Source organism: Chitinophaga vietnamensis (assembly GCF_902167635.1).
Taxonomy (GTDB): Bacteria; Bacteroidota; Bacteroidia; order Chitinophagales; family Chitinophagaceae; genus Chitinophaga; species Chitinophaga vietnamensis.
This window is the reverse complement of the sequence record NZ_CABHMS010000001.1, coordinates 95,828-120,459: the sequence shown is the minus strand read 5'-3', so window position 1 is coordinate 120,459 and position 24,632 is coordinate 95,828. Positions and strand designations below refer to the sequence as shown.

25 protein-coding genes are annotated in these 24,632 nt (G+C 50.1%); 17 read left to right on the top strand and 8 right to left on the bottom strand.

Going from position 1 to position 24,632, the window contains the following annotated elements; all coding sequences use genetic code 11:
* Nucleotides 1–135 precede the first annotated feature (135 nt).
* The gene (locus tag FPG75_RS00500) at nt 136–1,416 is read right to left on the bottom strand and encodes a UDP-N-acetylmuramoyl-tripeptide--D-alanyl-D-alanine ligase (protein ID WP_143304540.1); all 1,281 of its coding nucleotides are present in this window, start codon (nt 1,414–1,416) and stop codon (nt 136–138) included.
* A gap of 136 nt (nt 1,417–1,552) precedes the next feature.
* Between FPG75_RS00500 and FPG75_RS00495 the strand changes: the two genes are divergently transcribed.
* The 5 genes from FPG75_RS00495 (at nt 1,553) to apaG (ending at nt 4,245) form a co-directional block, all read left to right on the top strand.
* Entirely contained in the window at nt 1,553–1,921 is a 369-nt protein-coding gene (locus FPG75_RS00495) for a hypothetical protein (RefSeq protein WP_143304539.1), read from the top strand.
* Nucleotides 1,922–1,939: 18 nt separating this feature from the next.
* A complete protein-coding gene (locus FPG75_RS00490; protein WP_143304538.1) occupies nt 1,940–2,485 on the top strand; it encodes a YceI family protein in 546 nt (181 codons plus the stop codon).
* Between the two features lie 30 nt (nt 2,486–2,515).
* The gene (locus FPG75_RS00485) at nt 2,516–3,460 is read left to right on the top strand and encodes a DUF5777 family beta-barrel protein (protein WP_143304537.1); all 945 of its coding nucleotides are present in this window, start codon (nt 2,516–2,518) and stop codon (nt 3,458–3,460) included.
* Nucleotides 3,448–3,774, top strand: coding sequence for an eCIS core domain-containing protein (locus tag FPG75_RS00480; RefSeq protein WP_143304536.1), 327 nt, complete (start codon nt 3,448–3,450; stop codon nt 3,772–3,774). The genes FPG75_RS00485 and FPG75_RS00480 overlap by 13 nt, the downstream gene beginning before the upstream one ends.
* An 84-nt stretch (nt 3,775–3,858) precedes the next feature.
* On the top strand, nt 3,859–4,245 hold the full coding sequence (gene apaG / locus FPG75_RS00475; RefSeq protein WP_143304535.1) for a Co2+/Mg2+ efflux protein ApaG: 387 nt from the start codon (nt 3,859–3,861) through the stop codon (nt 4,243–4,245).
* 81 nt (nt 4,246–4,326) lie between these two features.
* Here apaG and gldB read toward each other — a convergent pair whose 3' ends face one another.
* A complete protein-coding gene (gene gldB, locus FPG75_RS00470) occupies nt 4,327–5,364 on the bottom strand; it encodes a gliding motility lipoprotein GldB (protein ID WP_143304534.1) in 1,038 nt (345 codons plus the stop codon).
* Nucleotides 5,365–5,994: 630 nt separating this feature from the next.
* On the opposite strand from gldB, the gene FPG75_RS00465 reads away from it, so the two are divergent.
* The 7 genes from FPG75_RS00465 to FPG75_RS00435 all read left to right on the top strand — a co-directional run bounded on the left by FPG75_RS00465 (nt 5,995) and on the right by FPG75_RS00435 (nt 12,607).
* Nucleotides 5,995–6,675 carry a porin family protein gene (locus FPG75_RS00465; protein ID WP_143304533.1) on the top strand — a complete coding sequence of 227 codons (681 nt, stop codon included), beginning with the start codon at nt 5,995–5,997 and terminating at the stop codon, nt 6,673–6,675.
* 10 nt (nt 6,676–6,685) lie between these two features.
* A complete protein-coding gene (locus FPG75_RS00460) occupies nt 6,686–8,356 on the top strand; it encodes an NAD+ synthase (protein WP_143304532.1) in 1,671 nt (556 codons plus the stop codon).
* A gap of 36 nt (nt 8,357–8,392) precedes the next feature.
* Entirely contained in the window at nt 8,393–9,661 is a 1,269-nt protein-coding gene (serS, locus tag FPG75_RS00455; protein ID WP_143304531.1) for a serine--tRNA ligase, read from the top strand.
* Between the two features lie 73 nt (nt 9,662–9,734).
* A complete protein-coding gene (locus tag FPG75_RS00450) occupies nt 9,735–10,034 on the top strand; it encodes a cytochrome c (protein WP_143304530.1) in 300 nt (99 codons plus the stop codon).
* Between the two features lie 71 nt (nt 10,035–10,105).
* Nucleotides 10,106–10,648: a GNAT family N-acetyltransferase gene (locus FPG75_RS00445; protein ID WP_143304529.1), complete on the top strand. Its 543-nt coding sequence runs from the start codon at nt 10,106–10,108 to the stop codon at nt 10,646–10,648.
* A 117-nt stretch (nt 10,649–10,765) separates the two neighbouring features.
* Complete coding sequence (locus tag FPG75_RS00440) at nt 10,766–11,854, top strand: HesA/MoeB/ThiF family protein (protein WP_143304528.1); 1,089 nt, start codon at nt 10,766–10,768, stop codon at nt 11,852–11,854.
* Nucleotides 11,855–11,863: 9 nt separating this feature from the next.
* Complete coding sequence (locus FPG75_RS00435) at nt 11,864–12,607, top strand: sulfite exporter TauE/SafE family protein (protein ID WP_143304527.1); 744 nt, start codon at nt 11,864–11,866, stop codon at nt 12,605–12,607.
* Nucleotides 12,608–12,611: 4 nt separating this feature from the next.
* Here the strand turns inward: FPG75_RS00435 and moaA are convergent, their stop codons facing one another.
* Together moaA and FPG75_RS00425 are read right to left on the bottom strand one after the other, a co-directional pair.
* The gene (gene moaA, locus FPG75_RS00430) at nt 12,612–13,583 is read right to left on the bottom strand and encodes a GTP 3',8-cyclase MoaA (protein ID WP_143304526.1); all 972 of its coding nucleotides are present in this window, start codon (nt 13,581–13,583) and stop codon (nt 12,612–12,614) included.
* A gap of 5 nt (nt 13,584–13,588) precedes the next feature.
* Nucleotides 13,589–13,960, bottom strand: a complete 372-nt coding sequence (locus FPG75_RS00425) for a DUF7009 family protein (protein WP_143304525.1) — start codon at nt 13,958–13,960, stop codon at nt 13,589–13,591.
* 68 nt (nt 13,961–14,028) lie between these two features.
* Here FPG75_RS00425 and moaD point away from each other — a divergent pair, with 68 nt between their 5' ends.
* A complete protein-coding gene (moaD, locus tag FPG75_RS00420) occupies nt 14,029–14,262 on the top strand; it encodes a molybdopterin converting factor subunit 1 (protein ID WP_143304524.1) in 234 nt (77 codons plus the stop codon).
* 10 nt (nt 14,263–14,272) lie between these two features.
* Nucleotides 14,273–14,659, top strand: a complete 387-nt coding sequence (locus tag FPG75_RS00415) for a molybdenum cofactor biosynthesis protein MoaE (RefSeq protein WP_143304523.1) — start codon at nt 14,273–14,275, stop codon at nt 14,657–14,659.
* Nucleotides 14,660–14,700: 41 nt separating this feature from the next.
* Here FPG75_RS00415 and FPG75_RS00410 read toward each other — a convergent pair whose 3' ends face one another.
* A complete protein-coding gene (locus FPG75_RS00410) occupies nt 14,701–15,303 on the bottom strand; it encodes an NTP transferase domain-containing protein (protein WP_143304522.1) in 603 nt (200 codons plus the stop codon).
* A complete protein-coding gene (gene moaC, locus FPG75_RS00405) occupies nt 15,287–15,772 on the bottom strand; it encodes a cyclic pyranopterin monophosphate synthase MoaC (protein ID WP_143304521.1) in 486 nt (161 codons plus the stop codon). The genes FPG75_RS00410 and moaC overlap by 17 nt, the downstream gene beginning before the upstream one ends.
* Nucleotides 15,773–15,818: 46 nt before the next feature.
* Between moaC and FPG75_RS00400 the strand changes: the two genes are divergently transcribed.
* Genes FPG75_RS00400 through FPG75_RS00390 form a run of 3 tightly spaced genes read left to right on the top strand, consistent with a single transcriptional unit; the run spans nt 15,819 to nt 19,735 of the window.
* Entirely contained in the window at nt 15,819–17,027 is a 1,209-nt protein-coding gene (locus FPG75_RS00400) for a molybdopterin molybdotransferase MoeA (RefSeq protein ID WP_201747858.1), read from the top strand.
* Nucleotides 17,028–17,071: 44 nt separating this feature from the next.
* A complete protein-coding gene (locus FPG75_RS00395) occupies nt 17,072–18,520 on the top strand; it encodes a DUF1800 domain-containing protein (RefSeq protein WP_236652684.1) in 1,449 nt (482 codons plus the stop codon).
* 12 nt (nt 18,521–18,532) lie between these two features.
* The gene (locus FPG75_RS00390; RefSeq protein WP_143304520.1) at nt 18,533–19,735 is read left to right on the top strand and encodes a DUF1501 domain-containing protein; all 1,203 of its coding nucleotides are present in this window, start codon (nt 18,533–18,535) and stop codon (nt 19,733–19,735) included.
* 76 nt (nt 19,736–19,811) lie between these two features.
* Here FPG75_RS00390 and FPG75_RS00385 read toward each other — a convergent pair whose 3' ends face one another.
* Together FPG75_RS00385 and FPG75_RS00380 are read right to left on the bottom strand one after the other, a co-directional pair.
* Entirely contained in the window at nt 19,812–21,044 is a 1,233-nt protein-coding gene (locus tag FPG75_RS00385) for an SH3 domain-containing protein (protein WP_161596617.1), read from the bottom strand.
* An 11-nt stretch (nt 21,045–21,055) separates the two neighbouring features.
* Nucleotides 21,056–24,622, bottom strand: a complete 3,567-nt coding sequence (locus FPG75_RS00380) for a PAAR-like protein (RefSeq protein ID WP_143304518.1) — start codon at nt 24,620–24,622, stop codon at nt 21,056–21,058.
* Nucleotides 24,623–24,632: the final 10 nt, after the last annotated feature.

The window sequence follows — 24,632 nt, the reverse complement described above, 5'->3', positions numbered from 1 at the left end:
AACAATCGGGTAAATTTGGGACTCATGTGCAAAAATTAGATTTTGGTAAATATCGATTGGGAAAATGAAGTATTAAAAATAGTACAATTATGAAATAGTTAACATTTCCGTAATGATATTTTTTTCTCTGATATGTTATGCCAGCACGCGTTCCATGCCGGTACTACGGGAGCCCTTTACCAGTATATGCGTATCCGTTAGTTGCTGCTGTTGCAGCCATTTGCCCGCCTCCAGGGCATCTTCGAGGAAGATATAAGGATGCTGTACTTTTTTAAAATCGCCGCCTACCAGCACTACCGCGTCCCAATGATGGCGTTGCAGGAGGTCTACCAAAGCCTGATGTTCCTTGATGCTATCGTCGCCCAGTTCCATCATGGCGCCCAGCAGCAATACTTTTCTGGTTGCCTGCAAACCTGCAAAGTTATCAATCGCCGCCCGCATGCTGGAAGGGTTGGCATTATAAGCGTCCATGATGATGGTATTGCTGCCTTGTTTGATCACCTGTGAACGGTTGTTGGACGGCACATAGGCGGCAATAGCCGGCCCGATCTTGCTTTGCGGCACTTTAAAATAACTGGCTACTGTTACTGCTGCCATCACATTCGGGAAATTGTAAGCGCCCACCAGCTGCGTTTGTATGAAGCCTACCTGGCTGTTGCCGCCAACCTGCACCCCAAGGAAAGCCGTATCTGCCACGGGTTTGCCAATGTAGTCTGCTTCTTTCTCTCCATAAGTAACAATATGTGGTATGCCTTTACTCATCTCCACTAAATATCCATAATCGTTGCACACGAATACGGTGCCGTTATGCGAGCGCAGGAAATCATACAGTTCGCCTTTGGCTTTCTTCACGCCTTCTTCTCCGCCAAAGCCTTCCAGGTGCGCCTTTCCGATATTGGTAATGATACCGTGCGTAGGCAGCGCGATCTTGCAATAGGCTTCAATTTCACGCTGGTGGTTGGCTCCCATCTCGATAACGGCGATCTCCACATCCGGCTGGATGCTGAGGATGGTGAGCGGCACGCCGATATGGTTATTGAGATTGCCCACCGTAGCGTAGGTTTTATAATTGGAAGACAATGCGGCGTTCACCAGTTCTTTCGTAGTGGTTTTACCGTTAGTGCCCGTGATGGCGATAAAGGGAATGCCCAACTCCTTGCGGTGGCGCAAAGCCAGCTGTTGCAGAGCTTCGAGGGCATCGTCCACCAGCATCATTTTTTCGGGTACCGTGAAATACGCGGCCTCATCTACCACGGCAAAGGCGGCGCCCTGCTCCAGGGCTTTTGCCGCAAATTCATTCCCGTTGAAATTGGCGCCTTTGAGCGCAAAGAAAATATCGCCGGCCTTCAGTTTGCGGGTATCCGTTTGCACGGCAGGGTGCTGGCAGTAGATAGTATATAGTTGTTCGATATTCACGCTGGATATAGTTTGATGCAAAAATAAGCGCTTCTCTATGTAATATATCAACATTTTCGATAGTTATATTATCTTCATCGGCAGGCAACCATTTCTGACCTATACCCGTATAAGCGAAGAGAATATTTTTTAGTTTATGAAGAAAAACCTTTTTTTATTTTTAGGATGTTTATTGGTCGCCTGTAAGAATGAGGAAGCGCCGAAACCTTCATCCGGCGCGGTAGATTGCAGCACGGCAAAGATCACCACCGCTTATGCCTATGCCGTTGTACAGGCCAACTGCACCAACAGAGGTTGCCATCCCGGCGGCAATTCGCCATCCGTGGCCGATTTCTCTACGTCAGACAAACTGAAGGCCTACATCAATGGCAAACGCGCTATCTTTGAATCGATGGTGACAGGCCCGCAGGCGGATATGCCGCAATCACAAGGCTTTCCGGCGCTCAGCCAGGGCATGAAGGACTCACTCGCCTGCTGGATCGGCCACGGCATGCCGGATCAATAACATTAAAAGATATTTATCATGAAGTATTTACTCCTGATACTCACCGGACTGATGACTCACCTGCACGGCTATACGCAGGATATCTTTTCTTCCCGGAACACGAATATCTCCTTCTTCTCTTCCGCTCCGCTGGAAGATATAGAAGCCAAAACCGATAAAGCTGTATCTGCCATCAATATCAAAACCAGGGCTGTCTATTTTAAAGTGCCTGTCAACTCCTTCCAGTTCGAGGAAAGGCTGATGCAGGACCACTTTAACTCCACGTACCTTGAAAGCGATAAATACCCGTTTTCCGAATTCAAAGGGAAGATCACCGACGATGTAGACCTTTCGAAAGAGGGGACCTACAATGTAACGGTAGAGGGTATACTGAGTTTACACGGCGTAGATAAGAGCTACCGGGAAAAGGGTACCATCACCGTAAAGAACGGCGCTATCAACGTAGATGCGAAGTTCAACGTGCGCATCGCAGATCATAAAATCAAGATTCCCACTATTGTTGTAAAGAATATCGCGGAAGTAGTAGCGGTAACAATAAAGGGAGCCTATACAGCATCCAGATAAAATATATTATCAACATTCATTTTTTTCATCATGAAGCTGATTCATGTAACGCTGCTCCTATGCGGCCTTCATTCCTATTGCCAGGCGCAGAACGACCTGGGCAAATTGTTTGATTCTACCGGCACTACGCACAATCCCGTGTTGTATACGTACAAAGGTACCCGTATTATCCAGGGGCAATCTACCGAAACGCTCCGCAAACATGAGCTGGACTTCCGCGTGGATCACCGTTTCGGCGATGCGGCCGGCAGCGCCGGCGGCGTAAAAACATTCTTCGGTACTGATAACTCTACGGACATCCGTATCGCGTTTGAATACGGCGTCACCGACAAACTGATGGTGGGCATCGGCCGCTCCAAAGGCGCCGGCGACCTGCACCAGCTGATCGATGGACTGGTGAAATATAAATTGCTGTCGCAAACTACCGACAACTTCATACCTGTATCAGTGGCGCTTTTCGGCAATGCGGTGATCTCCACCATGACCTCTTCCGACAGCAAAACCGATCCTGCATATTTTGGAGATGTGGCCGACCGTATGAGTTATGTAGCGCAGGCCATTGTATCAAGGAAGTTCGGGGAGATGGTATCGCTGACACTGTCGCCTACTTACGTACACCGCAACAGGGTAGCCTACATGGATATGAACAATTTATTTGCGCTGGGGGTGGCCGGCAGGCTGAAAGTATCGCGGCGCGTGGGTTTCATCGCGGAGTATTACCTGCCTTTCCGCTCGCAGGAGAGTAAAGATTATTTCAAAACGCAGGGCATCACTTTTTACAATCCCCTGGGTGTTGGTATAGAAATTGAAACGGGAGGCCATGTGTTCCATCTTAATTTCACCAACTCCACGGCCGTGCTGGAAAACCAGTTCATACCGGGAACGGTGTCATCCTGGCTGCAGGGGCAGTACCGCTGGGGTTTCAATATTTCGCGTAGATTTACGCTGGGCCATAAGAAAACTTGGAAACAATAACCTGTCGCATACACGAAAATTCTTTCATTGCCCGCCTGGCCGCCTGGAAACTGGGTGTGCCGGCGGTGGCAATGGTATTGGGGCGTACCATCCATCTGTACGGCGCATCCCGGGAGGAGTTCCTTGCAGATGAGCATTGGGTGCGACATGAGGTGTGTCATGTGAAGCAATACCGCCAGTATGGCTATGGAGGCTTCCTCTGGCGCTACCTGCTGGCCACGGCCCGGCAAGGCTACTATCACAATCACCTGGAAGTGGCTGCCAGAGCGGCTTCTGAAGACCCCGCTATTATGGAAAACGTGGAAATTGTCTAAAAAAATCGTTAAAGTGATGAATGGCTCATATTTTTTGAGCCCACTGGCGTTATTTTCCTTATTTTTACGTTAAAGGTTGATTTTATGGTAAAGAAGGTAACAGAGGGCATCACCATCAGCGTGGAAACATTCTACCAACCGGATTATTCTAATCCTATCGGGAGCGAATTCATGTTTGCCTACCGTATTACCATTGAAAACAACAACACTTTCCCCATCAAATTATTGCGCCGCCACTGGTACATCATCGACTCCAACGGTACTCACCGTGAAGTAGAAGGCGAAGGCGTAGTGGGCGTACAGCCGCTGCTGGCGCCTGGCGAAACCTATCAGTATGTCTCGGGATCCAACCTCCGCACCGAGATCGGCAAGATGTACGGCACCTACCAAATGGAAAATCAGCTCGACAAAAAACTGCTCGAAGTGAAAATTCCGGAATTTCAAATGGTAGTACCCTTCAAACTCAATTAAATATTTAGGGATTTTTTGATTTTCGGATTTTCGGATTTAAATCAAGAAATCCGTAAATCCATAAATCAAAAAATTCTCCCATCATTTGGGTCGGTATTTCGCGCCATTGAAAATGGCCATTACATCTTTCGTTTCCATTAGCTGTTGTACGCTGGTAGCGGGATGCAGCTCCATATACTTTTTCACGATCTGCCAGCCTACGAAATTGCCGATCTTACCGGGTGAGCCTTCCGGCATGCCTTGTGTGGCGGGGCCATCGCCCATAAAGTGGGAAAGCTCCTGCCAGTCGGAGTTATAGAGGAGATTATTTTGAATGAAGAATTGCCAGATCATCTGCTCATTATCATAACACCACTTGAGTTGTTCTTTCGTATAGCCAAGCTTGATAGTATCCGGTGTTTCAGGCAATACCTTGTCAAGGAAGTATTGCTGCTTGCCTGCTTCCACCATTTGTGAGAGCAGATTGCCGCCCTCTCGGGAAGCCGGGTACAGCTGCTGCTGGATCACCTGCATACAATTGGTGGTGATATATTCAGGCGAAAAGCGACGGATCATATAAGCCGGGTAATCGGGGATCAGGGCGTATGGCGGGAAATCCGCGCCCATGTACATATCCAGGCCGATGCCCAGGATGGTATCGAGGGTAACGGCGCCGTAGTTGGCCACCCCGGAAATGAAGGTGATCACCTTTGGTGGTTTGAAAGAGGGGATATAATATTTTGTATAGCGGAAACTCTGTGCCAGCTCCTGTTTCAGCGATTCGAGGTGTCCGAATTTACGGGTAACGGCATCTTCCAGGTGACGGAAATCAGGCGTGGTGAGGAACAGGTGCAATTGTTGCTGTATTTCCCGGCTGCTGTCGGAATACTTGCCGAGGTTCATAATATCGGTGATATAAACCGGCAGGAACATCGGATAAGCCTCGTGCAGACGCTGCAAGCCCGGCTGGATATTGTTGGTATCGATCGTGAAGAGGGCCGAATCAAAACGGTCGGCACTAACGTTCACGGCTATATGACTTACATCCGGCGCCTTGGGCCCCGACTTGCAGGCAGCAATGGCCAGCAATGCCAACAGGCAACAGGCAAAACGGGTATTGATATTAGTGTAACTTTGCATCGATCTAAAAAGAACTAAATTACGAATTAAGAATATTTGTTGTGGTATAAATATCTAACAATATGCCGCCCCTACCAATATGCCGCCCCTACGGGGCGATACATGTAGATAACATCTGAGCTACCAATATAACGCCCCTATGGGGCGATACATTGATAGATAACATTTGAGTTACCAACAACATTACGCCCCGTAAGGGCGGCATATTGGTAGAAAACATTTTCAGCCAACAACATCATGCCCCGGAGGGGCGATATATTGGTAGAAAACATTTCAGCCAACAACATCACGCCCCGGAGGGGCGGCATATTGGTAGAAAACATTTCAGCCAACAACATCATGCCCCGGAGGGGCAACATATTGGTAGAAAACATTTCAGCCAACAACATCATGCCCCGGAGGGGCGGCATATTGGTAGAAAACATTTTCAGCCAACAACATCACGCCCCGGAGGGGCGGCATATTGGTAGAAAACATTTCAGCCAACAACATCATGCCCCGGAGGGGCGGCATATTGGTAGAAAACATTTCAGCCAACAACATTACGCCCCGGAGGGGCGACATATTGGTAGAAAATAACGGATTTATAAGAAGATTAGTGTTTATTTACAATTAACTATTTACTGATATATGAAGCGGATCTTACTTTTATTGGCAATCATCAATGCTGCATACGGCAGCAAGGCACAAGGCAGGTACGAACAATTCAGGAATGTAAGACTGGGATTTAACATAGATCCCATGATATCGGTACTCAAACCGCAGGAGTCAGGCGTGAGCCGCACCGGCGCTAAAGCAGGGCTGGGATTCGGTCTCATGGCCGATTTCAACCTGAGCCCCAACGGCAACTATGTGCTGGCCTCGGGATTCAACGTGATCCTCGGCGGTAGCAAACTGAAATATGATGCCGGCAAAGGCCTCAGCGACTATAAACAAAATCCGGCCGAATATAATTTCAAATTGACGTATGTGCAGGTACCTATCGCACTGAAACTGAAAACCAATTCCTACGATGGTATGTCGTTCTGGGGCCAGTTTGGTACATTTGTGGCCTTTCCGGTGAGCGCCCGTACCGACGTGATGAGCGTTGGTCAAAGTTACGACCGGGTGAACATCCTGCCGGATGTGAACCGCGTCAACATCGGGATGCTGCTGGGCGGCGGCATTGAATATCCGCTCGGACAAACACTCCGCGGCACGGCGGGCATCCTTTACCAAAATGGCTTTGTGGACGTTACCCGCAACGCTAAATGGGATGATGGCAGAGTGAATCTTAATAGCTTTGCATTACGTCTCGGCCTCTATTTTTAAATTTGAATTTATGAAGATCATACTGGCACAACAGAACTATCATATTGGTAACTTCGAACGCAATACGGCAAAGATCATCGAAGGCATACAGGCCGCAAAAGCCCAGGGCGCCCATCTGGTGGTATTTTCAGAGCTCTGCGTATGCGGCTACCCTCCCCGCGATTTCCTCGAATTTGAAGATTTTATCGTGCAATGCCATCAGGCGATCGATCAGATCAAAGCACATACCCATGATATTGCCGTGCTGGTAGGCGCGCCCGCCCGCAACCCGCAAAAGGAAGGCAAAGACCTCTTCAACGCAGCCTGGTTCCTGCACGAAGGCGAAGTAAAACAAGTAGTGCATAAAACATTACTGCCCACCTACGATGTATTCGATGAATACCGCTACTTCGAGCCGGCCTATGAATGGCAGGTGATCCCTTTCATGGGTAAGAAACTGGCCGTCACCATCTGTGAAGATATCTGGAACCTCGGCGACAACCCGCTCTACCGCATCTGCCCGATGGATAAGCTCATCGAGCAACAACCGGATGTGATGATCAATCTCTCCGCCTCTCCCTTCGACTATGATCATGATGAAGATCGCAAAGAGATCATCCGCGCCAACGTGCTCAAATACCGTCTGCCCATGCTGTACTGCAACGCGGTAGGCTCTCAAACAGAGATCGTTTTCGATGGCGGCTCCCTCATTTTCGATGCGCAGGGTAATGTGGTGAAAGAACTGCCTTTTTTTACAGAAGCGATGGACAGCGTGGAGCTGGAAAGCCTCGCCACCCGCAATGATCAGGCAACATTGGCCAACGCCGATTTTACGCCGCTCACTGAGCTGATCTTCGATCATAACATCGATCGCATCTACGATGCACTGGTACTGGGCATCCGCGACTATTTCGGCAAGATGGGCTTCAGCAAAGCCATCCTGGGCTCTTCCGGAGGTATCGACAGCGCCGTAACCCTCGCCATCGCCTGCGATGCACTGGGCAAAGACAATGTGCGCGCAGTGCTCATGCCATCTCCCTATTCTACAGAACACTCTGTGGATGATGCCGTGCGCCTGTCTGAAAATCTCGGTAATCCCTACGATATCATCCGCATCGACGATATCTATAACAGCTTCTTAACCACGCTGAAACCATATTTCAAAGGATTACCCTTTAACGTGGCGGAAGAAAATACACAGTCCAGGATCAGGGGTAACCTGTTGATGGGACTGTCCAACAAGTTTGGATATATCCTGCTCAATACGTCCAACAAAAGCGAATTAGCTACCGGCTATGGTACTTTGTACGGAGATATGGCAGGAGGATTATCTGTGCTGGGAGATGTGTACAAGATGCAGGTATATGCACTGGCAAGATATATTAACCGGGAGAAAGAGATCATACCGGTGAACATCATCGATAAAGCGCCATCAGCGGAGCTGCGGCCCAATCAGAAAGACAGCGACAGCCTGCCTGATTATGCCGTGCTGGACAAACTGCTGTACCAGTACATCGAGCGCCGCCAGGGCCCTAAAGAGATCATCGCTCAAGGCTTCGATTCCGCTTTGGTTTCGCGGACCTTAAAGCTGATGAACACCAATGAATACAAGCGTAATCAGTTCTGTCCCATTATACGCGTCTCGTCCAAGGCCTTTGGTGTAGGCCGCAGAGTGCCTATAGTAGGGAAATATCTCATTTAGGACCATTATATTTGCTCAAATTTTTAAACAACCATAATGTTACAAGTACCGTTTATACGTCAGAATAAAGAGTTGGTGCTGGAACGCCTTACGCTGAAGCACTTCAAGGACCTCGGCCTTGTAGATGAAGTGCTGGCGCTGGACGACCAACGCAAGAAGTTGACCCTTGAATACGATGATACCCAGGCTCAGATCAACAGCCTTTCCAAAGAGATCGGCAAGCTGATGGGGCAGGGCAAGAAAGAAGAAGGTGAAGAGATGCGCGCCAAAGTGAACAGCCTGAAAGAGCAGCTGGCGCCCGTAAACGAGGCCCTCAACGCCACCGAAAAACAATTACACGATACGCTCGTGAAGCTGCCGAACCTGCCTGCCGCCATCGTGCCACCAGGAAAAACACCGGAAGAAAACGTGGAAGTACGCCGTGGTGGCGTCATTCCCGAACTGCATGCAGGCGCCGTACCTCACTGGGACCTCGCCAAAAAATATGAACTGATCGATTTCGAGCTGGGCAACAAAATCACCGGCAGCGGATTCCCTTTGTATAAAAACAAGGGCGCCCGCCTGCAACGCGCCATGATCCAGTATTTCCTCGACTATAACATCAACGCAGGCTATACGGAATATGCGCCGCCTTACCTGGTAAATGAAACGTCTGCCTTCGGTACCGGCCAGCTGCCTGATAAAGAAGGCCAGATGTATCATGCCACGGAAGATAATTACTTCCTCATTCCTACCGCAGAAGTACCAGTTACCAACATCTACCGCGACGAGATACTGAAAGATACCGACCTGCCTATCCGCATGACGGCCTACACGCCTTGCTTCCGCCGCGAAGCAGGTTCCTACGGCAAAGATGTGCGTGGCCTCAACCGCGTACACCAGTTCGATAAAGTAGAGCTCGTGCAGTTGACACATCCGGATAAATCCTACGAGGCATTGGATGAAATGGTAGCCCACGTAGAAAGCCTGCTGCAATCCCTGCAATTGCCTTACCGCATTCTTCGTTTATGCGGCGGCGATATGAGCTTCACCTCTGCCATCACTTACGATTTTGAAGTATATAGCACCGCACAGCAGAAATGGCTGGAAGTAAGCTCCGTGAGCAATTTCGAAAGCTACCAGACGAACCGTATGAAAATACGTTTCCGCGAAACCAATGGTAAACCGCAACTGGTACACTCCCTCAACGGCAGCTCCCTGGCCTTGCCACGCATCATGGCATGCCTGCTTGAAAATAATCAGACACCTGAGGGCATCCATATCCCGGCAGTGTTACAGGCGTATTTCGGCGCCGGAAAAATATAGATACAAGAAAGGGCGCTGAATCAGCGCCCTTTCTTGTATCTATATTTTTGTTAACTTCACTCAAATTGTCATTATGAAAACACTCCTTCAGTTAATGTTGATAGCCATCTTGCTGTGGAGCTGCAGCAAAGGAACTGCTCCCACCGAGTCGGCCGCCGCTGTGGAAGCCACTTTTGCCAAGTACCCGGATTCTCCCGGTAAAACTATCTATCGCGAGAACTGCAACAAATGCCACCGCTACCGCTTGCCTGAAACACGTACGGCAGACAAATGGCCTGGCATCATCGACAAAATGGCCCGCAAAGCCAAACTGACCGATGAGCAGAAAGCAGCAGTACTGGAATTTGTGAAAAGTAATGCCAAGGCTGCTTAACCCACAAAGTTTTTTAAGTAAGGTTTAAAACTACCAGCGATCGGCAACGGTCGCTTTTTTATTTTCGCAGCATGCGACACTTCCTACCTAACGGATATGAACTCGTGATCAGGCCGGCACGCATCGAAGACGCCGCCGGCCTGCTGGACAATTTCCAGCGGATGACGAAAGAAACAGACTACCTCCTCTTCACCCATCCTGAAGCCATGGAACTCAACCTGGCCTCGGAAGAACAGTTCGTGCAATCGTATCTCGACAATCCGCGCCAGCTGCTGCTGGTGGCCGAAGTGAATAACAAGATCGTTGGCTCCATCACCGTTAATCACAGTGGCTACGACAAAAAAGCGCATACCGCCGAAATGGGCATCGCGGTAGAACACGCGTGGAGCAACCTCGGCATCGGACGCCGCCTCATGACCGCCATGATACGATGGGCAGAACAACAACAAGGCCTCAGGATACTTTACCTCAACGTATTCTCCACCAACGAAAAAGCCATGCAGCTGTACCGTAACTTCGGCTTCCTCGAATCCGGCCGGCTGCCCAAAGGCATCCTTCAGCGCGAAGGCATATACGCCGACCTCGTGATGATGTATAAAGATTTGAGGATGTGAGAATGTGAGAATGTGAGAATGTAAGAATGTGAGAATGTGAGGATGTGAGGATTTAATGATCCGCTCAAATCAATAAATTCCTAAATCCGTAAATTCGTAAATCAAAAAATTCTCTAAATGTCTACACGCTACGACAGGCAAACCCGCCTTGATGGCTTTGGGCCGCAGAAACAAGCCTTGTTGCAAAAGGCCAGTGTGCTAGTGATCGGTGCAGGCGGCCTGGGAGTGCCCGTTTTGCAATACCTTACCGCAATGGGTGTAGGTCGTATCGGCATTGTAGAACATGATACCGTTTCCATTACCAACCTGCAACGCCAGGTACTTTATCATACTGCCGACCAGGGCTTCTCAAAAGTTAAACTGGCCGTAAAACGCCTGCAGTTGCTGAATCCAGAGGTACGGTTCACCACGCACGATACCTGGATCACCACCGATAATGCCCTCGATATCATTCAACGTTATGATGTAGTGGTGGACTGCTCCGATAATTTCGGCACCCGCTACCTCGTGAACGATGCCTGCGTGATCGCCGGCAAGCCATTGGTATATGGCGCTATTTATAAATTTGAAGGACAGGTAAGCGTGTTCAACTACCAGGGCGGCGCTACCTATCGTTGTATCTTTCCGGAGCCGCCGGTTTCCGGCGAAATGCTCAACTGCAACGAGATCGGCGTACTGGGCGTATTACCAGGCCTCATCGGCTGCTATCAGGCCAATGAAACCGTGAAAGTGATCACGGGTATCGGTACGCCACTCCGCAATCAGCTGCTGACTATCGATACTTTACACAATACCCATCATCTCTTCAACATCCATCCTGTAGAGGCAAACCTTCATATCCGCTCCTTACAATCCGATTACGCGCAGAGCGTATGCGAAGTGAATAATGTGCTGCCATTATCAGTACAAGAGCTGAAAGAATGGATCAGCAAGGGAGATGATTTCTTGTTGCTGGATGTTCGGGAAGAAGATGAATGGGCGATATGCCATATTCCACAGGCCGTGCATGTGCCCATGGGGCGCGTGTTACAGCAGATCCCCGGCCTGCAGGTGAAAGGGCCGGTGGCGGTGCTCTGCCATCACGGTATGCGGAGCCGGGCCGTGGCGCAGCGTTTGATGGAACTGGGCATGAAGAACATCTACAATGTAGAAGGCGGCATACACGCATGGGCTTCGCTCATCGATCACCAGATGCAAACTTATTAATCCTTTTCTGTGATACTACAACTCTGCTTTTTCTTTTTCCTGGTGGCGCTGGTGTACTCCGCAGCCGGCTTTGGTGGCGGTTCCAGCTACCTGGCGATCCTTGCTTTGTCGGGCGTCGAATTTCAGCTGATGAAATCTACTGCGCTGCTTTGCAACGTGGCAGTAGTAGCAGGCGGCGTATATCATTTTTACCGCAATGGCCATCTGCCTCTGAAAAAAGCATGGCAGCTGTCGTTGATCAGTGTGCCGATGGCCTTTATCGGCAGCTATCTGCCGCTGAAACAGGCTACCTTCTTCCTGTTGCTGGGTATTGCATTAACGTTGGCTGCACTGTTTATGTGCTACCGGCTATTCTTTGAAAAGGAGAGCGATACCGAAGTATCAAAGGAAGGCAATGGCATTGTATACGGTATTATTGGCGGCGCTATCGGTTTGCTATCGGGCATGACGGGCATCGGCGGCGGCATCTATCTCTCGCCGGTACTGCGTTTGGGCCGGTATGATACCGCCAAGAACATCGCAGGTCTCAGCAGCTTTTTCATCTTCGTAAATTCTATCGCCGGCCTCCTGGGGCAGGCCGCTAAAAAGCAGGTAGTATTTGATCTTCACTTTGCAGGGCCGCTCTTATTATCGGTGATCATTGGCGGGCAGATCGGTTCAAGGTTAAGTGCGAAATCCCTGAAACCCAGGTGGGTGGCGGGCGCTACAGCCATCCTGATATTATATGCCGGCGTGCGTATGCTGATCAAATAAAAATTCATCCTCCTATGATCGACATACTCTCTGTGGCGGCATGTTCGCGTTCTGCTGCGAAGCCATCGCTGAAACGCCCGTGGATAGCGGATCTCATCTCCTCCAGTATCATCTCGTCCGTATAACCGCTACGCAAAAGGTCTCTTACATTCAGGGCGTCTTTTCCGTACAGGCAGGTGCGCACACTACCGGTAGCGGATATACGAATACGGTTACAAGTGCCACAAAATGTACGGCTGTAGGCCGGTATCACGCCGATATTGCCTTTGTGGCCCGCGATGCTGTAATTCATTGAGGTGGAATGCGGCGGGTCGGGCAGCTTGTGTAATGTATAATGCCCGCCGATGGTATCGAGGATGCGCTGGTAATTCCAGGCGATACCGGAAAACGTATGTCCTTGCCCGTTAAAAGGCATTTCTTCTATAAACCTTACTGACAGGGCATGATCGCGGGTAAGCGCAGTAAAGGCTCTCAGCTCGTCTGTATTCACTTCTTCCATTACCACTACATTGATCTTTACGCGCATATCTTGCGCCAGCAGTTCGTTCAGCGTTTGCTGCACGGCATCAAATTCGTTGCGACGGGTGATCTGTTGAAAACGTGCGGGCTGCAAGGTATCCAGGCTGAGGTTCACCTGCGTGATGCCCAATGAGCGCAGCAGCGGAATGTAAGGTTGGGTGAGCACGCCGTTGGTGGTGATGGCCATTTCTTCGATGCCGGGGATGGCGCACAATTGTTCCAGCAATAGCGGCAAACCCGGTCGCAGAAAGGGTTCCCCGCCGGTAATGCGCACCTTGGAAATGCCCGCTGCCGCCAGCAGCTTCATCAATCGCACGATTTCCGTATTGGAAAGCAATGCGGATTTCTGCTCGAACCGCATATGCTCCGGCATGCAATAGGTGCAGCGCAGGTTGCAGCGGTCGGTCACCGACAATCTAACGTAGTCGACTATACGATGATGTTGATCTATGAACATCTCTCTCAGCAATTTTTACTGGCCATCGGGTTGTCGAATGCCTGGCTATCATCTTCATCACGGTCTGTCAGGCATTTAAAATCTCTTTCTACCAGTATGGCCACGCTGGAGCCATCGGGATTGCTGATGCTGAGGTCGAAACCCGTGTTGCCGGAAGATATCCACTGCTCCAGATGTACGATGGGCAGCAGCAGGTGAACGCCATCGTGTTCGAGTTTGATAGCAGGTTCGGGTACCTCTTTTCCGCGCAGACAGAAATGCAAGGTGCCGCCGCCGATGTGCGTAATGGATTCCACTTTGCCCGTGGTTTCCAGCAATTCCATATCTACTTTGTCCAGCCTGTAACGGATGCTGTTTCCCCGGATCCTTATCTTCATAAAAAATGGTTTTCTACCCATACTAAAATTACTACTTTATCGTAGTTTTAGCGAACAATATTTAACTTATGAGCTTATTGCTGTTCGGCGTTGCGCGTGATATCACAGGCAGCCCGAAGATGGAAATTCCCCCGGAAGTGCGTGATGTTCAGGCATTAAGAGCATGGCTATATCATCAATACCCTGCTTTGGAACAGCTGAAAACGATGATGATAGCGGTGAACAGGGAGTATGCGGAAGATCATGTGCAGATTGGCCAGGAAGATGAGATCGCAATAATTCCGCCGGTAAGTGGTGGATGAAAAACAGGAAATGGAAAGATTAATAAAGATAGCAACAGAGATTACCGTGCAGGAAGCGCTGGATTTTATTCATACGGAAGATTGCGGCGGGGAGGTCGTTTTCACGGGTTCGGTGCGCAACAATACGCAGGGCCGCGCGGTGAGTAAACTGTTTTATGAATGCTACGAGCCAATGGCGCTGCTCGAGATGCAGAAGATTGCCGACCAGGTGCAGCAACAGTGGGATATCCGCCGCATCGCGATGTTGCATGCCACAGGCGATAAATATCCCGGCGAGCTGTCGGTGGTGATTGCCGTTGCTGCCCCACATCGGGGCATTGCCTTCGATGCCTGCGAATTTGCGATCGATACCCTGAAACAAACCGTTCCCATCTGGAAAAAAGAATATTTCATTTAGAAATTTAGGGATTTAGGGATTTCTTGATTTGAAGCCACCAATCAAGAAATCCCTAAATTCTTAAACCCCAAAATTTTCTCTTCCGGTGTATTGGCGTTGAACTGCTCCATTGGCACAGGGTTTTGCAGCAGATGCAGATCGTTTGCCAGCATGGTTTTGCGGGGACAGTTACGTCCTTCTTCCACATTTTTTTGCAGAGATATCAATCCTGCTGGCTCCCAGATGGCTACCAGCGGCTCGGGCAGCTCATTCACCGGGCTGATGAAAGTAGTGGCTGCCTTGTCTGGCCTTCGTTCCTTTATCAATAGCTCCAGGCTCTGATGGCTGATCAGGGGCAGGTCGCAGGCGAGTACCAGCCAGGCCGTTTGCGGTTGCAGAGCATGTGCGCTGAGCAAGCCGGCAGCGGGGCCGCCGCCACTCGCGCTATCTACAATTACATTTGGATAACTGCTGTAAAGCGCCGCCTGATCGGCGCGACAGGAGAGGTATACTTCCGGCAGATGCGCCTGCAGGAGCTGCACCAGGTATTGCCATTGCGGCATGCCATGATAGCCGATCTGGCTTTTATCTTCCCGCATGCGGGTACTGTGGCCGCCGCAGAGCACCAGTCCTTTCAGTGCGGCTGTATTATTTTCCGTAGTCATGTTTTCCGCCGGTTTTACTGATCAACCTGGTATCGCGGATGATCATCTCCTGGGTAAATGCCTTGCACATATCATATATCGTGAGCGCTGCTATGCTGACCCCGGTGAGCGCTTCCATCTCCACGCCGGTTTTGCCGGTGGTCTTCACCATACATCTGATCACCGCTTCTTCTCCTTCCAGCACGATCTGCACATCGCAACCATCGAGCAGTAGGGTATGACACAGCGGAATCAAATCCGGTGTTTTCTTGGCCGCCATGATGCCCGCGATAATGGCCGTCTGAAATACGCCCCCTTTGCGGGTTTGAATGTCGTTGCCCTGAAACTGGTCGCGCACGATCTGCGGCAGGTACACGCGGCTCTCGGCAACGGCTATACGAAAAGTAGATTCCTTGCCGCTCACATCTACCATGGCCGGTTGTCCGGCAGCATTGAAATGTGTAAAATCCTGACTTGACTGATTGGACATAAAATCATAAATTTAGTCGTCTTCACTGCTACAAAAGTAATATAAAATGATGCTGGATGTTACTGCTGCGTTTACGGCTGTGCTGCAAACCGTACGTGATACGGGCACAGAGCGGGTGTCTTTCGAATCCGCCACAGGCCGCATTCTGCGCGAGCCGGTACTGGCCGACAGGCCCTTTCCTCCGTTCGACCGTGTAACCATGGATGGCATTGCTATCCGATACGATAGCTATGCCAGGGGGCAGCAGATATTTGTAGTGGAAGACATACAGGCTGCGGGCACGCCGCAGCTGCAACTATCTAATCTCGCCAACTGCATGGAAGTGATGACAGGCGCCGTATTACCTGAGCTCACCGATACCGTGATCCCTTACGAACACCTCGATGCCAGCGAGCATGAGGGATTCCGGCGCTTCACCGTTAACCAGCCTGTCAGGAAGGGACAGAACATACACAAGAAAGGATCTGATGTAAAGGCAGATACGGTGCTGCTTTCGCCGGGCGCCTTGCTGGGCCCTGCTGAAGCGGGCGTGCTGGCAACTGTTGGTAAAACACAGGTGCAGGTGGCCAGGTTGCCGCGCGTGGCGGTGATCTCCACCGGCGATGAACTGGTGCCTGTATCTGCCACACCGGAAACACATCAGCTGCGCATGTCGAATGTATATAGCCTCGGCGCCTCGCTGCAACAGATGGGCATCAACGCCCGACGGGTGCACCTGGAAGATAATGCAGCGGAAATGGTCAACACACTACGGTCACTACTATACGAAACGGATGTATGGATCAGCTCTGGCGCTGTATCGGCGGGCAAGTATGACTACCTGCCGGCAGTATTGCAGCAGCTGGGCATGCGGCAGGTGTTTCACAAAGTGAAGCAGCGTCCCGGCAAGCCTTTCCTGTTCGGCACTTTTAACAATGGTCCGGTAGTGTTTGCATTACCCGGCAACCCGGTTTCTGGCTTCATGTGCTTTTATCGGTATGTACAACCCTGGCTGCAAGCGGCCATGGGTGCGGCGCCACAGCAGCCGGCATATGCGGTGCTGGCAGAAAAGGTACATTTTGATGCGCCACTGGAATATTATCTTCCCGTTAAATTGCAGTCGCAACCCAATGGCAAAATGCTTGCTTTTCCGCAGCCCTACCAGGGTTCCGGCGATCTTGCCAGTTTATTACATGCCGATGCCTTTATCACATTGCCCGCGGAAAAAGCGTTATTTAAAAAAGGTGAAATTTATCCAGTGTGGAAATTTCGTTAAACCCACGGACCGTTTGATGGTCTTACAACAAATCATTTATACATATGGCTGCCGTTGCCGAAAAATTACAAATGCAACACCTGGCCTGGCGAGCCGGCTTTGGAGAAACCCTTCCCGTGATCACCGAATGGGAAAACAAGCGACGGAAAGAAATTGTCAACAAAGTCCTCATAGGCCCTAAACATGCAAGCATTGAATCCGTAGATGTGATCAATGTAACGGACCTCCCTGACTACAAAAAGCTGAAAGGGATGACGCCGGAAGAAAAGAAAGTTGTGCAGCAGATGAACAACCAGGGTATCAAAGATCTCAACGTAGCCTGGATGAACGTGATGATCAAAAGCGAGCATCCGCTGCGCGAGAAGATGAGCCTCTTCTGGCACGGGCATTTCGCCTGCCGCACCGACAATGTACTGTACAACCAGCAACTGATCGGCGCGATACGCGAAAATGCGCTCGGCAGTTTCGGCGACTTGCTCGGCGCCGTATCCAAAAGCCCGGCCATGCTGGCTTTCCTCAACAACCAACAAAACCGCAAACAGCATCCCAACGAAAATTTTGCACGTGAAGTAATGGAACTTTTCACGCTCGGTCGTGGCCATTACAGCGAAAACGATGTAAAAGAAGCCGCCAGGGCCTTCACTGGCTGGGGCTTCGACGACAACGGCGCTTTCATCTTCCGCGATAAACAACACGATGACGGTGAAAAATTCTTCCTCGGCAAACGTGGTAACTTCGATGGCGACGATATATTGAAAATATTGCTGGAACAACCGCAGGCTGCCCGTTTCATCACCACCAAAGTATTCCGCTATTTTGTTGACGACACACCGGATGAACAATTAATTTCTACCCTCTCCGATAAATTCTACCAATCCGGATATGACATCAAAGCGCTGATGCGCGAGATATTTATGGCCGACTGGTTCTACGATTCCAAATATGTTGGCAACCGTATCAAATCGCCGGTAGAGTTGCTGGTAGGCATCCGCAGAACCGTGCCCATGGCCTTTGAGCTGGAAGAGAACATGATCCTCTTTCAGCGTTTGCTCGGCCAGGTATTGTTCTATCCGCCCAACGTAGCCGGCTGGCCCGGTGGCCGCAACTGGATAGATAGCTCCAGCCTCATGTTCAGGCTGCGCGTACCGCAGGTGATCTTCTATTCGCAAGCATTCAACGTGATGCCTAAAGAGCTGCAACCTGAAATGGGTGAAGGCGCCAACTACAAAATGACTTTGCAGATCAACGACCTGCTTAAAAGACAATACGCAAAAAAAGTAAATGCGCGTATCACCTGGTCGCCCTACCTGCAAGCGTTTGACGGCATCGCGAGAGAAAATCTCGCCAACGAGATCGCAGGTTTGTTACTGCAACGTAATAGCGGCATCAACAGAACACTGCTGGAAAAATATGCCGATCTGTCTTCCCGTGAGAATTATATCAAAACCGTTACCATCGATGTGATGAGTACGCCGGAATACCAATTGTGTTAAAAATATTGACTTATGATCATTCTTAACCGCCGCCGATTTTTGCAGGTAGGCTCGCTGGCTTCCGCCGCCATGCTGATGCCTAAATTCCTGAAGGCCCTGGAAACCGGCGCCCTCGTGCCTCCTGGCAACAAGGTGCTTGTCATTGTTCAGTTATCTGGCGGCAACGACGGGTTGAATACCATCATTCCTTACCGCAACGACATCTACTACCGTTCCCGTCCTGCTATCGGTATCAAAAAAAACGATGCGCTGGCGCTCAATGATAATTTCGGCATACACCCGGCATTGAAAGGCCTGAAAGCCCTCTACGATGACGGCTCCATGGGCATCCTCAACAATGTGGGCTATCCAAACCCCGACAGGTCACACTTCCGCTCGATGGATATCTGGCATTCTGCGAGCCAGTCTAACCAGTATTGGAGCGATGGCTGGATAGGCCGCTACCTCGATGCACAATGCAAGGGCTGCGACAAGCCCACGCAGGCACTGGAAATAGACGATACGCTCAGCTTGGCCATGAAAGGCGATTTCGCCAAAGGCCTGGCCGTGAATGATCCGGCGAGGCTCTTCAACTCCAGCAATGATCCTTATTTCAAGGACCTGATGAAGCAGCACGCCCATGAAGATGAGCACCACAATGTAGAGTACCTCTACAAAACAATGGGTGAAACTATTTCCTCCGCAGCCTACATCCAGCAACAATTCAAAACCTACCAGTCGAAAGAAGCATATCCCAATACAGAACTGGGCAAGAACATGCGTACCATCGCCAACCTCATCATGTCGGATATCAATACGAAGGTGTACTATGTATCACATGGCAGTTTCGATACGCATGTAAACCAGCAGGATCAACAGGCGCGGCTGTTCACGCAGCTCAGTGATGCGCTGACGGTTTTCACCGGTGATCTTAAAAAGAACAACCGTTTCCAGGATGTAGTGGTAATGACATTTTCCGAATTCGGCCGCCGCGTAAGCCAGAATGCCAGCGGAGGTACTGATCATGGTACAGCTAACAACATGTTCCTGATCGGCGGAGGTCTGCAACAGAAGGGCCTTTTGAATGACGGGCCCGATCTCTTCAACCTGGTGGATGGCGATCTCCGCTATAGTGTAGATTTCAAAAGCGTATATGCGACCCTGTTATCCAAATGGCTGGGCGCTAATGATAAGGAGATATTAAAAGCAGAATATCCACATCTCTCTTTTGTATAACAAGGTTCATAGCCCTTGAAGCGCTTTGAGCGCTTCAAGGGCTTCTATGCTTCGAGCGCTTCAAGGGCTTTATTATTTATTGCTTCGCCTCTTTGATGCGGCTTTTGTGCACAAATCCTCTCAAGCCTTTGTTGGTTTGCACTACCCACCAGTCGGCATTCAGTGTCCAGTAATGGAATTTCTCTTTATCAACGATCTTTCCGATAACAGGCGCTTTGGAATTGGAGCCTGACCTGATATTGGTAAATCCGTCAGGATCGTTGATCACACCGGTTTTGGAACGGGCGATGTTCTTCGTTGTCACGTCGTCGTGCAGGAGAAAATAATCGCCATTATCGTTGCGCTGTTGTTCTCTTTGTTTCTCAGATTGGTATTGTTTGTTGGTATAATCTTCCAGTGCTTTATAACCGAAGAAATGGTTATCTGCCAATGCTTTTTTGGTGGCATCATCGAGGTCGTACAGTTCTTCAGAGAAACCGGGGATTTCCGCGCGCAGGCTACCATCGAGCAGGGTGGCTACGGAGCGGAGATATTCCTGCCTGTTTTCCGGCGTGTTCTTTCCTTCGCCGCTTTGCTCTGCTTTCAGGTTACGGAGCATTTGGCCGACATGTACCATCAGGCCGGGTTTCAATGCTATGATTTTGTCCAGCACATTTTTCCTGACGCCTACCACCCGCTTGCCGGCATCATTTACATACCAGCCGTATACTGCGCTGGCAAAGCGTTCCACACCATCTTCCGATTCGCTCACGCTATCCAGGTAAATGCGGGTGATGCTGTCGTTGCCGGTATAACCATACTCCACGACGAGATCATTAAAGAGCTCGGGGAATTTGTTCTTCACCAAACCGATCTGTGAATTATCGTTGTAGATCAACAATTTGTTCAGCGCTACCAGGTTCCTGATACCGGGATTATAAGTGGAGCTATCTATCTGTGCAGGTTGTGTGGTCACATAATCCACGCCGTCGCCATTCACTACGAAGCGGCCGTTGCGGATGGCCAGCGGAAAATCGTAGGCTTCGTCTTTGGCCATCTGCGTGAGTTGCAGGATCACATCGTTCTTGCTGCTGTCGTCCAGGTTGATGGCGAATACAGCTTTGATCCGTTTCTTGAAGAGATCATTGTCGGGTATATGATAGCCATTTTTCTCCAGGCTGCTCACTACCTGCCTGATGGCGGCATTGTCAGCAAAGCTGTTGGCTAAAGAAGTGTCGATACTGTTCATAGATTTACCGTTTTGTTCTGAGGGCCTGGCATTACAGGATGTAATGATCGCAACAGGCAAAAGCAAGTGATACAATTTCATGTTTTAATGGTTTACGGTGTAACGCGTCCTACCCATTTAGTAGTGCCGGTCTGTGGTTTAGGCCATTGTTCGGTATCCACTTCGCGTTCTTCGATAATGATACGAATTTTTCTCGTTCCTTCCTGCTGTACCTTCAGGTCCATATCGGGTAAGTGTTGCAGCAGGGCTGATACATTCGGGTTATTAACGTAGTTATCCGTATGCATGGTCATGCAGCCGATAGCGCCGATGGGCCAGCCTCCGTGGATAGCGATCCCTGCGCGGCCGCCATGAGGGCCATTGATATAGGAAGCGCCGATGCCATGTGTATCAGCTACGTACATCTGGTATTTTTGTCCGCCAGTTTTTTTATTGAGATAATATTCACCGGGCGGGCATTCGTTGTTATCGCCATAACGTTTGTCGGAGTGCGTACCATAGCTGGGTTTGTCGCCATGGGCATCACGGGCAACGTAAGTGATATAGTCTGGCTGCGGGAGTGCATTTTTCCCTTTCAGCTCTTTGTATTTGTCCAGCGTGAGGCGGCGATATACATGAAGAGGATATACCGCCCATTGTTTTTCAATTTTGTTGGGGCCGGTACCTTTCACATATTTTTCTTCTCCGAATTTCTTGGATACGCCGCCTACCACTACCACGGTGCCGAGTTCTGCTTCCTGCCATTTGCGGGCTTTATATAGTTCACAGTCTTCTACCTTCAGCGCTTTTACTGCTTCTTTGAAGATGCGTTTCCTGGTGGCGATATTGTCAAGGCCGGCGTTAATGAGCCTGGTCACGCTTTCAACGGCATAATCGTCGGCATATTCTGCGCGGTATGCCAATGCATTGTTACGCCAGAAAAGAATGGCAGCAGCCATTGCATCATTGAAGTCGCTGGCGATATCATCTGGTTTGTTTTCCCAGTCTACGGTCTTGTCGGCAACCCATTTATTGTAAAGTTTGGCGTATGCCCTGTAGTTACCGCGGCCAGTGAGCTGGATGAAGCCACGGCCCCGGAATTTGAAGCCGTCGCCGGAGGCGTAATTGCCGTTGCCAATCATATCGGCGTAGGCCCAGTTAGCGATCTTTTCCTGGTTTTCCGGCGTTACCGGCACTTTGCTACCTTCAGGGCGTCCCCATTCATCAGCATGTACGCGGCCTGTGGGCGTTTTAAAGGCGGCGAATTTAACCTTCAACACGGAGGCTGCGTAGTTAAAACCTTCCACCAGGTTATAGAAACTTGTTTCTGTGGCCACCTGTGCGATGAAATGCGCTTTACGCGTGCAGGTATCCAGGCCGAAGTCAGCGCGATGCTTGTTAAGAAAGTCCAGCGCAGCTTTTAACGCTTCTTCATTTCTGATCAAACAAACGCCTTGTTCATCTACTGCTGCCTGCTTGATCTCTTCTAATGTAAATGGATTACCACAACGCGGGCATCCTTTCTTTTTTTCTTTGTTGCCATTATCTTCCACTTTCGCGGGCGCCTGTGGGCTCGCCTGTGCGTCCACTCCTACAGGAAAGGCCGTGAGCGTGGCTTTGGCGCCCATGAATTCATTCTCTGCTATCTCTGCATAAAATTGCTGTACCTTTTCGTCATATTGTTTTTCCCATTCTTTTTTGAGGGTAAATTCAAATTCCGCATAGCCCTCTTCATTCACTTTATATTTTCCTTCATGGATGGTGGTATCTTGTCTGAGGTTATCAAATCCCCAGCGCTTCTCACGGCGTTTGATCTTTACTTCCAGTTCGTTGGTGCTGAGGCTGCGGGCATATACGCGGCATTTGAGCGTATCGCCGTAGCGTGCGGAGGTAACAGGTTTACCATCTTTGTAAAACTTGATACCTGTGATCTCCTCCTGTGTCTTGAGTTTGAGCAGCTTGGCCGGTTGTATCACGGCGGCATTGGGAATTGTATATCCGGGAGTTTTGCAGGTGATGATCGCGTAAAAGCGGTCGCCATCTTTCACTGTTTTCTTCAGTTTCTCCCGGTCTACGTATATGCTCAATCCCACATGTCCGTCTTTGATCTCATGTTCGGCAGGTGCGTACACCGTTTTCCTGCTGATGCCTTTATCGTCTGTAACACCCACCTCTACAGCCACTTTGAGGCCTTCGGCGGCTACAAAGGTGAGATGCAGGTAATTGCGTTCATTCCATCCCGTTATCTCTTTCATGTTGCCTTCCTTGTCGCGCCAGGAGGCAAATTTCAGATCAGGCTGCTGCACTTTCACCACCACTTTGATCTTGTCTGAGGGGGATTGCATATATGCCTGCACGGTATATTCACCGGCCTGTTTGAATGTGTGCTGAATAGTGGCGCCTGTGTAGGCCGCAAATTCAGGCACTTCCACGCCATTGCTGCCTTTGGCTTTCCATTTCACCTGCATCAATTCTTCCGGCGTGGGTTTCATTTCAAATGAATCCTTCACATCGAAATGAAGGGTATCGTTCACGCGGCAACTGTCTTTATCCGCTTTGATGCCCGTGATGCGGTTCTGCATCACTTTGATGGTTTGCGATTGCTTGCTGACGCCGTTGAAAGTGGCTGTTACCGAGAAAGTAGTACCTGCCTCGGAACCCGCTACAGTGGCGCTGCTGCTGTTGCTATTGAGGATCACGCCATTGCCTTGCACGGTCCATTGTACATCGCTGGCGCCTTCTCCTGGCAGTGGCAGGTTAGGGAATAATTTTTTTAGAGAGAAGGTAACTGGTTGGTTCGGCCGTACTTTGTTGCTATCGCTATCGTCCGATAGACTGCCGATCTCATTTTCTTTCACTTCTACATACGTCACGGCGTCGCCCTTGCCCACTTTGCCGTTCACCGGATTTTTTCCGTAAGCGTTCACCACATAGCGGCCGGGTTTGTTGAAGATAGCCGTGATGGTTTCGCCCGTGTCTTGCCGCAGAATAACAGGTTCCAGCCTATCATTCATGATCATCCAGTTGATGCCCGCCTTTTCCGCTTCCGTAGGCGTTTTGCCGTACTGCGTCACTTTCAGTTGCACGGTGCTGCCGGGAGGATATACGCTTTGTTTATCCACGGGCGCAATTGCTTTTACATCGGCGCCGGGTGCGTCGCTGTCGTCATTACCGGATTGCAGGATGGTCACATCTTCCACGAGCGGGTTATGCCAGTTGGCTGATTGCGCTTCATTTACCTGTTGCGGTGTCACACCTAACTGCTGCCCATGTTGCACGATCTTGATATTGCCGCCTTTGGCGGTACAAGTGGCGGTGCTTTTTTCTGTGAGCACATGTGAGCCTCCGGGGAGGGTCACATTCTCATAATAATCTTTCCACTTCAGCTGTGCGGTGCAAGGGCTGGGGTTATTAGCGCTGGGCACATTGCAGGAACCGAAGTTGAGGGCTGCCACATTATTTTCGAGGGTGGTGGCCAGCAGTTTGCTGGCGTCGTCGTTGATGATATATTTTTTATGGCTTACAACGTGCAATGTTTTTGGCGAGGGCTCGTGGGCCTTGTCGCAGGTACAGGTAGCGCCATGGCATACCATGAACAGGGTTTCCCCGTTCCGGTTATCGCCATTGGCCGGCGGCTGCTCGTTGTTACGTGATTGCGGAGTATCAACAGGAGATGACATACTTGCATCA

What these genes read in the sequence shown, in the direction of transcription:
- FPG75_RS00495 (WP_143304539.1), top strand. Translation starts at nt 1,553, where the DNA reads ATGAAGAAAAACCTTTTTTTATTTTTAGGATGTTTATTGGTCGCCTGT.
- FPG75_RS00490 (WP_143304538.1), top strand. Translation starts at nt 1,940, where the DNA reads ATGAAGTATTTACTCCTGATACTCACCGGACTGATGACTCACCTGCAC.
- FPG75_RS00485 (WP_143304537.1), top strand. Translation starts at nt 2,516, where the DNA reads ATGAAGCTGATTCATGTAACGCTGCTCCTATGCGGCCTTCATTCCTAT.
- apaG (WP_143304535.1), top strand. Translation starts at nt 3,859, where the DNA reads ATGGTAAAGAAGGTAACAGAGGGCATCACCATCAGCGTGGAAACATTC.
- gldB (WP_143304534.1), bottom strand. Translation starts at nt 5,364, where the DNA reads ATGCAAAGTTACACTAATATCAATACCCGTTTTGCCTGTTGCCTGTTG.
- FPG75_RS00465 (WP_143304533.1), top strand. Translation starts at nt 5,995, where the DNA reads ATGAAGCGGATCTTACTTTTATTGGCAATCATCAATGCTGCATACGGC.
- FPG75_RS00460 (WP_143304532.1), top strand. Translation starts at nt 6,686, where the DNA reads ATGAAGATCATACTGGCACAACAGAACTATCATATTGGTAACTTCGAA.
- serS (WP_143304531.1), top strand. Translation starts at nt 8,393, where the DNA reads ATGTTACAAGTACCGTTTATACGTCAGAATAAAGAGTTGGTGCTGGAA.
- FPG75_RS00450 (WP_143304530.1), top strand. Translation starts at nt 9,735, where the DNA reads ATGAAAACACTCCTTCAGTTAATGTTGATAGCCATCTTGCTGTGGAGC.
- FPG75_RS00445 (WP_143304529.1), top strand. Translation starts at nt 10,106, where the DNA reads ATGCGACACTTCCTACCTAACGGATATGAACTCGTGATCAGGCCGGCA.
- FPG75_RS00440 (WP_143304528.1), top strand. Translation starts at nt 10,766, where the DNA reads ATGTCTACACGCTACGACAGGCAAACCCGCCTTGATGGCTTTGGGCCG.
- moaA (WP_143304526.1), bottom strand. Translation starts at nt 13,583, where the DNA reads ATGTTCATAGATCAACATCATCGTATAGTCGACTACGTTAGATTGTCG.
- FPG75_RS00425 (WP_143304525.1), bottom strand. Translation starts at nt 13,960, where the DNA reads ATGAAGATAAGGATCCGGGGAAACAGCATCCGTTACAGGCTGGACAAA.
- moaD (WP_143304524.1), top strand. Translation starts at nt 14,029, where the DNA reads ATGAGCTTATTGCTGTTCGGCGTTGCGCGTGATATCACAGGCAGCCCG.
- FPG75_RS00415 (WP_143304523.1), top strand. Translation starts at nt 14,273, where the DNA reads ATGGAAAGATTAATAAAGATAGCAACAGAGATTACCGTGCAGGAAGCG.
- FPG75_RS00410 (WP_143304522.1), bottom strand. Translation starts at nt 15,303, where the DNA reads ATGACTACGGAAAATAATACAGCCGCACTGAAAGGACTGGTGCTCTGC.
- moaC (WP_143304521.1), bottom strand. Translation starts at nt 15,772, where the DNA reads ATGTCCAATCAGTCAAGTCAGGATTTTACACATTTCAATGCTGCCGGA.
- FPG75_RS00400 (WP_201747858.1), top strand. Translation starts at nt 15,819, where the DNA reads ATGATGCTGGATGTTACTGCTGCGTTTACGGCTGTGCTGCAAACCGTA.
- FPG75_RS00395 (WP_236652684.1), top strand. Translation starts at nt 17,072, where the DNA reads ATGGCTGCCGTTGCCGAAAAATTACAAATGCAACACCTGGCCTGGCGA.
- FPG75_RS00390 (WP_143304520.1), top strand. Translation starts at nt 18,533, where the DNA reads ATGATCATTCTTAACCGCCGCCGATTTTTGCAGGTAGGCTCGCTGGCT.
- FPG75_RS00385 (WP_161596617.1), bottom strand. Translation starts at nt 21,044, where the DNA reads ATGAAATTGTATCACTTGCTTTTGCCTGTTGCGATCATTACATCCTGT.
- FPG75_RS00380 (WP_143304518.1), bottom strand. Translation starts at nt 24,622, where the DNA reads ATGTCATCTCCTGTTGATACTCCGCAATCACGTAACAACGAGCAGCCG.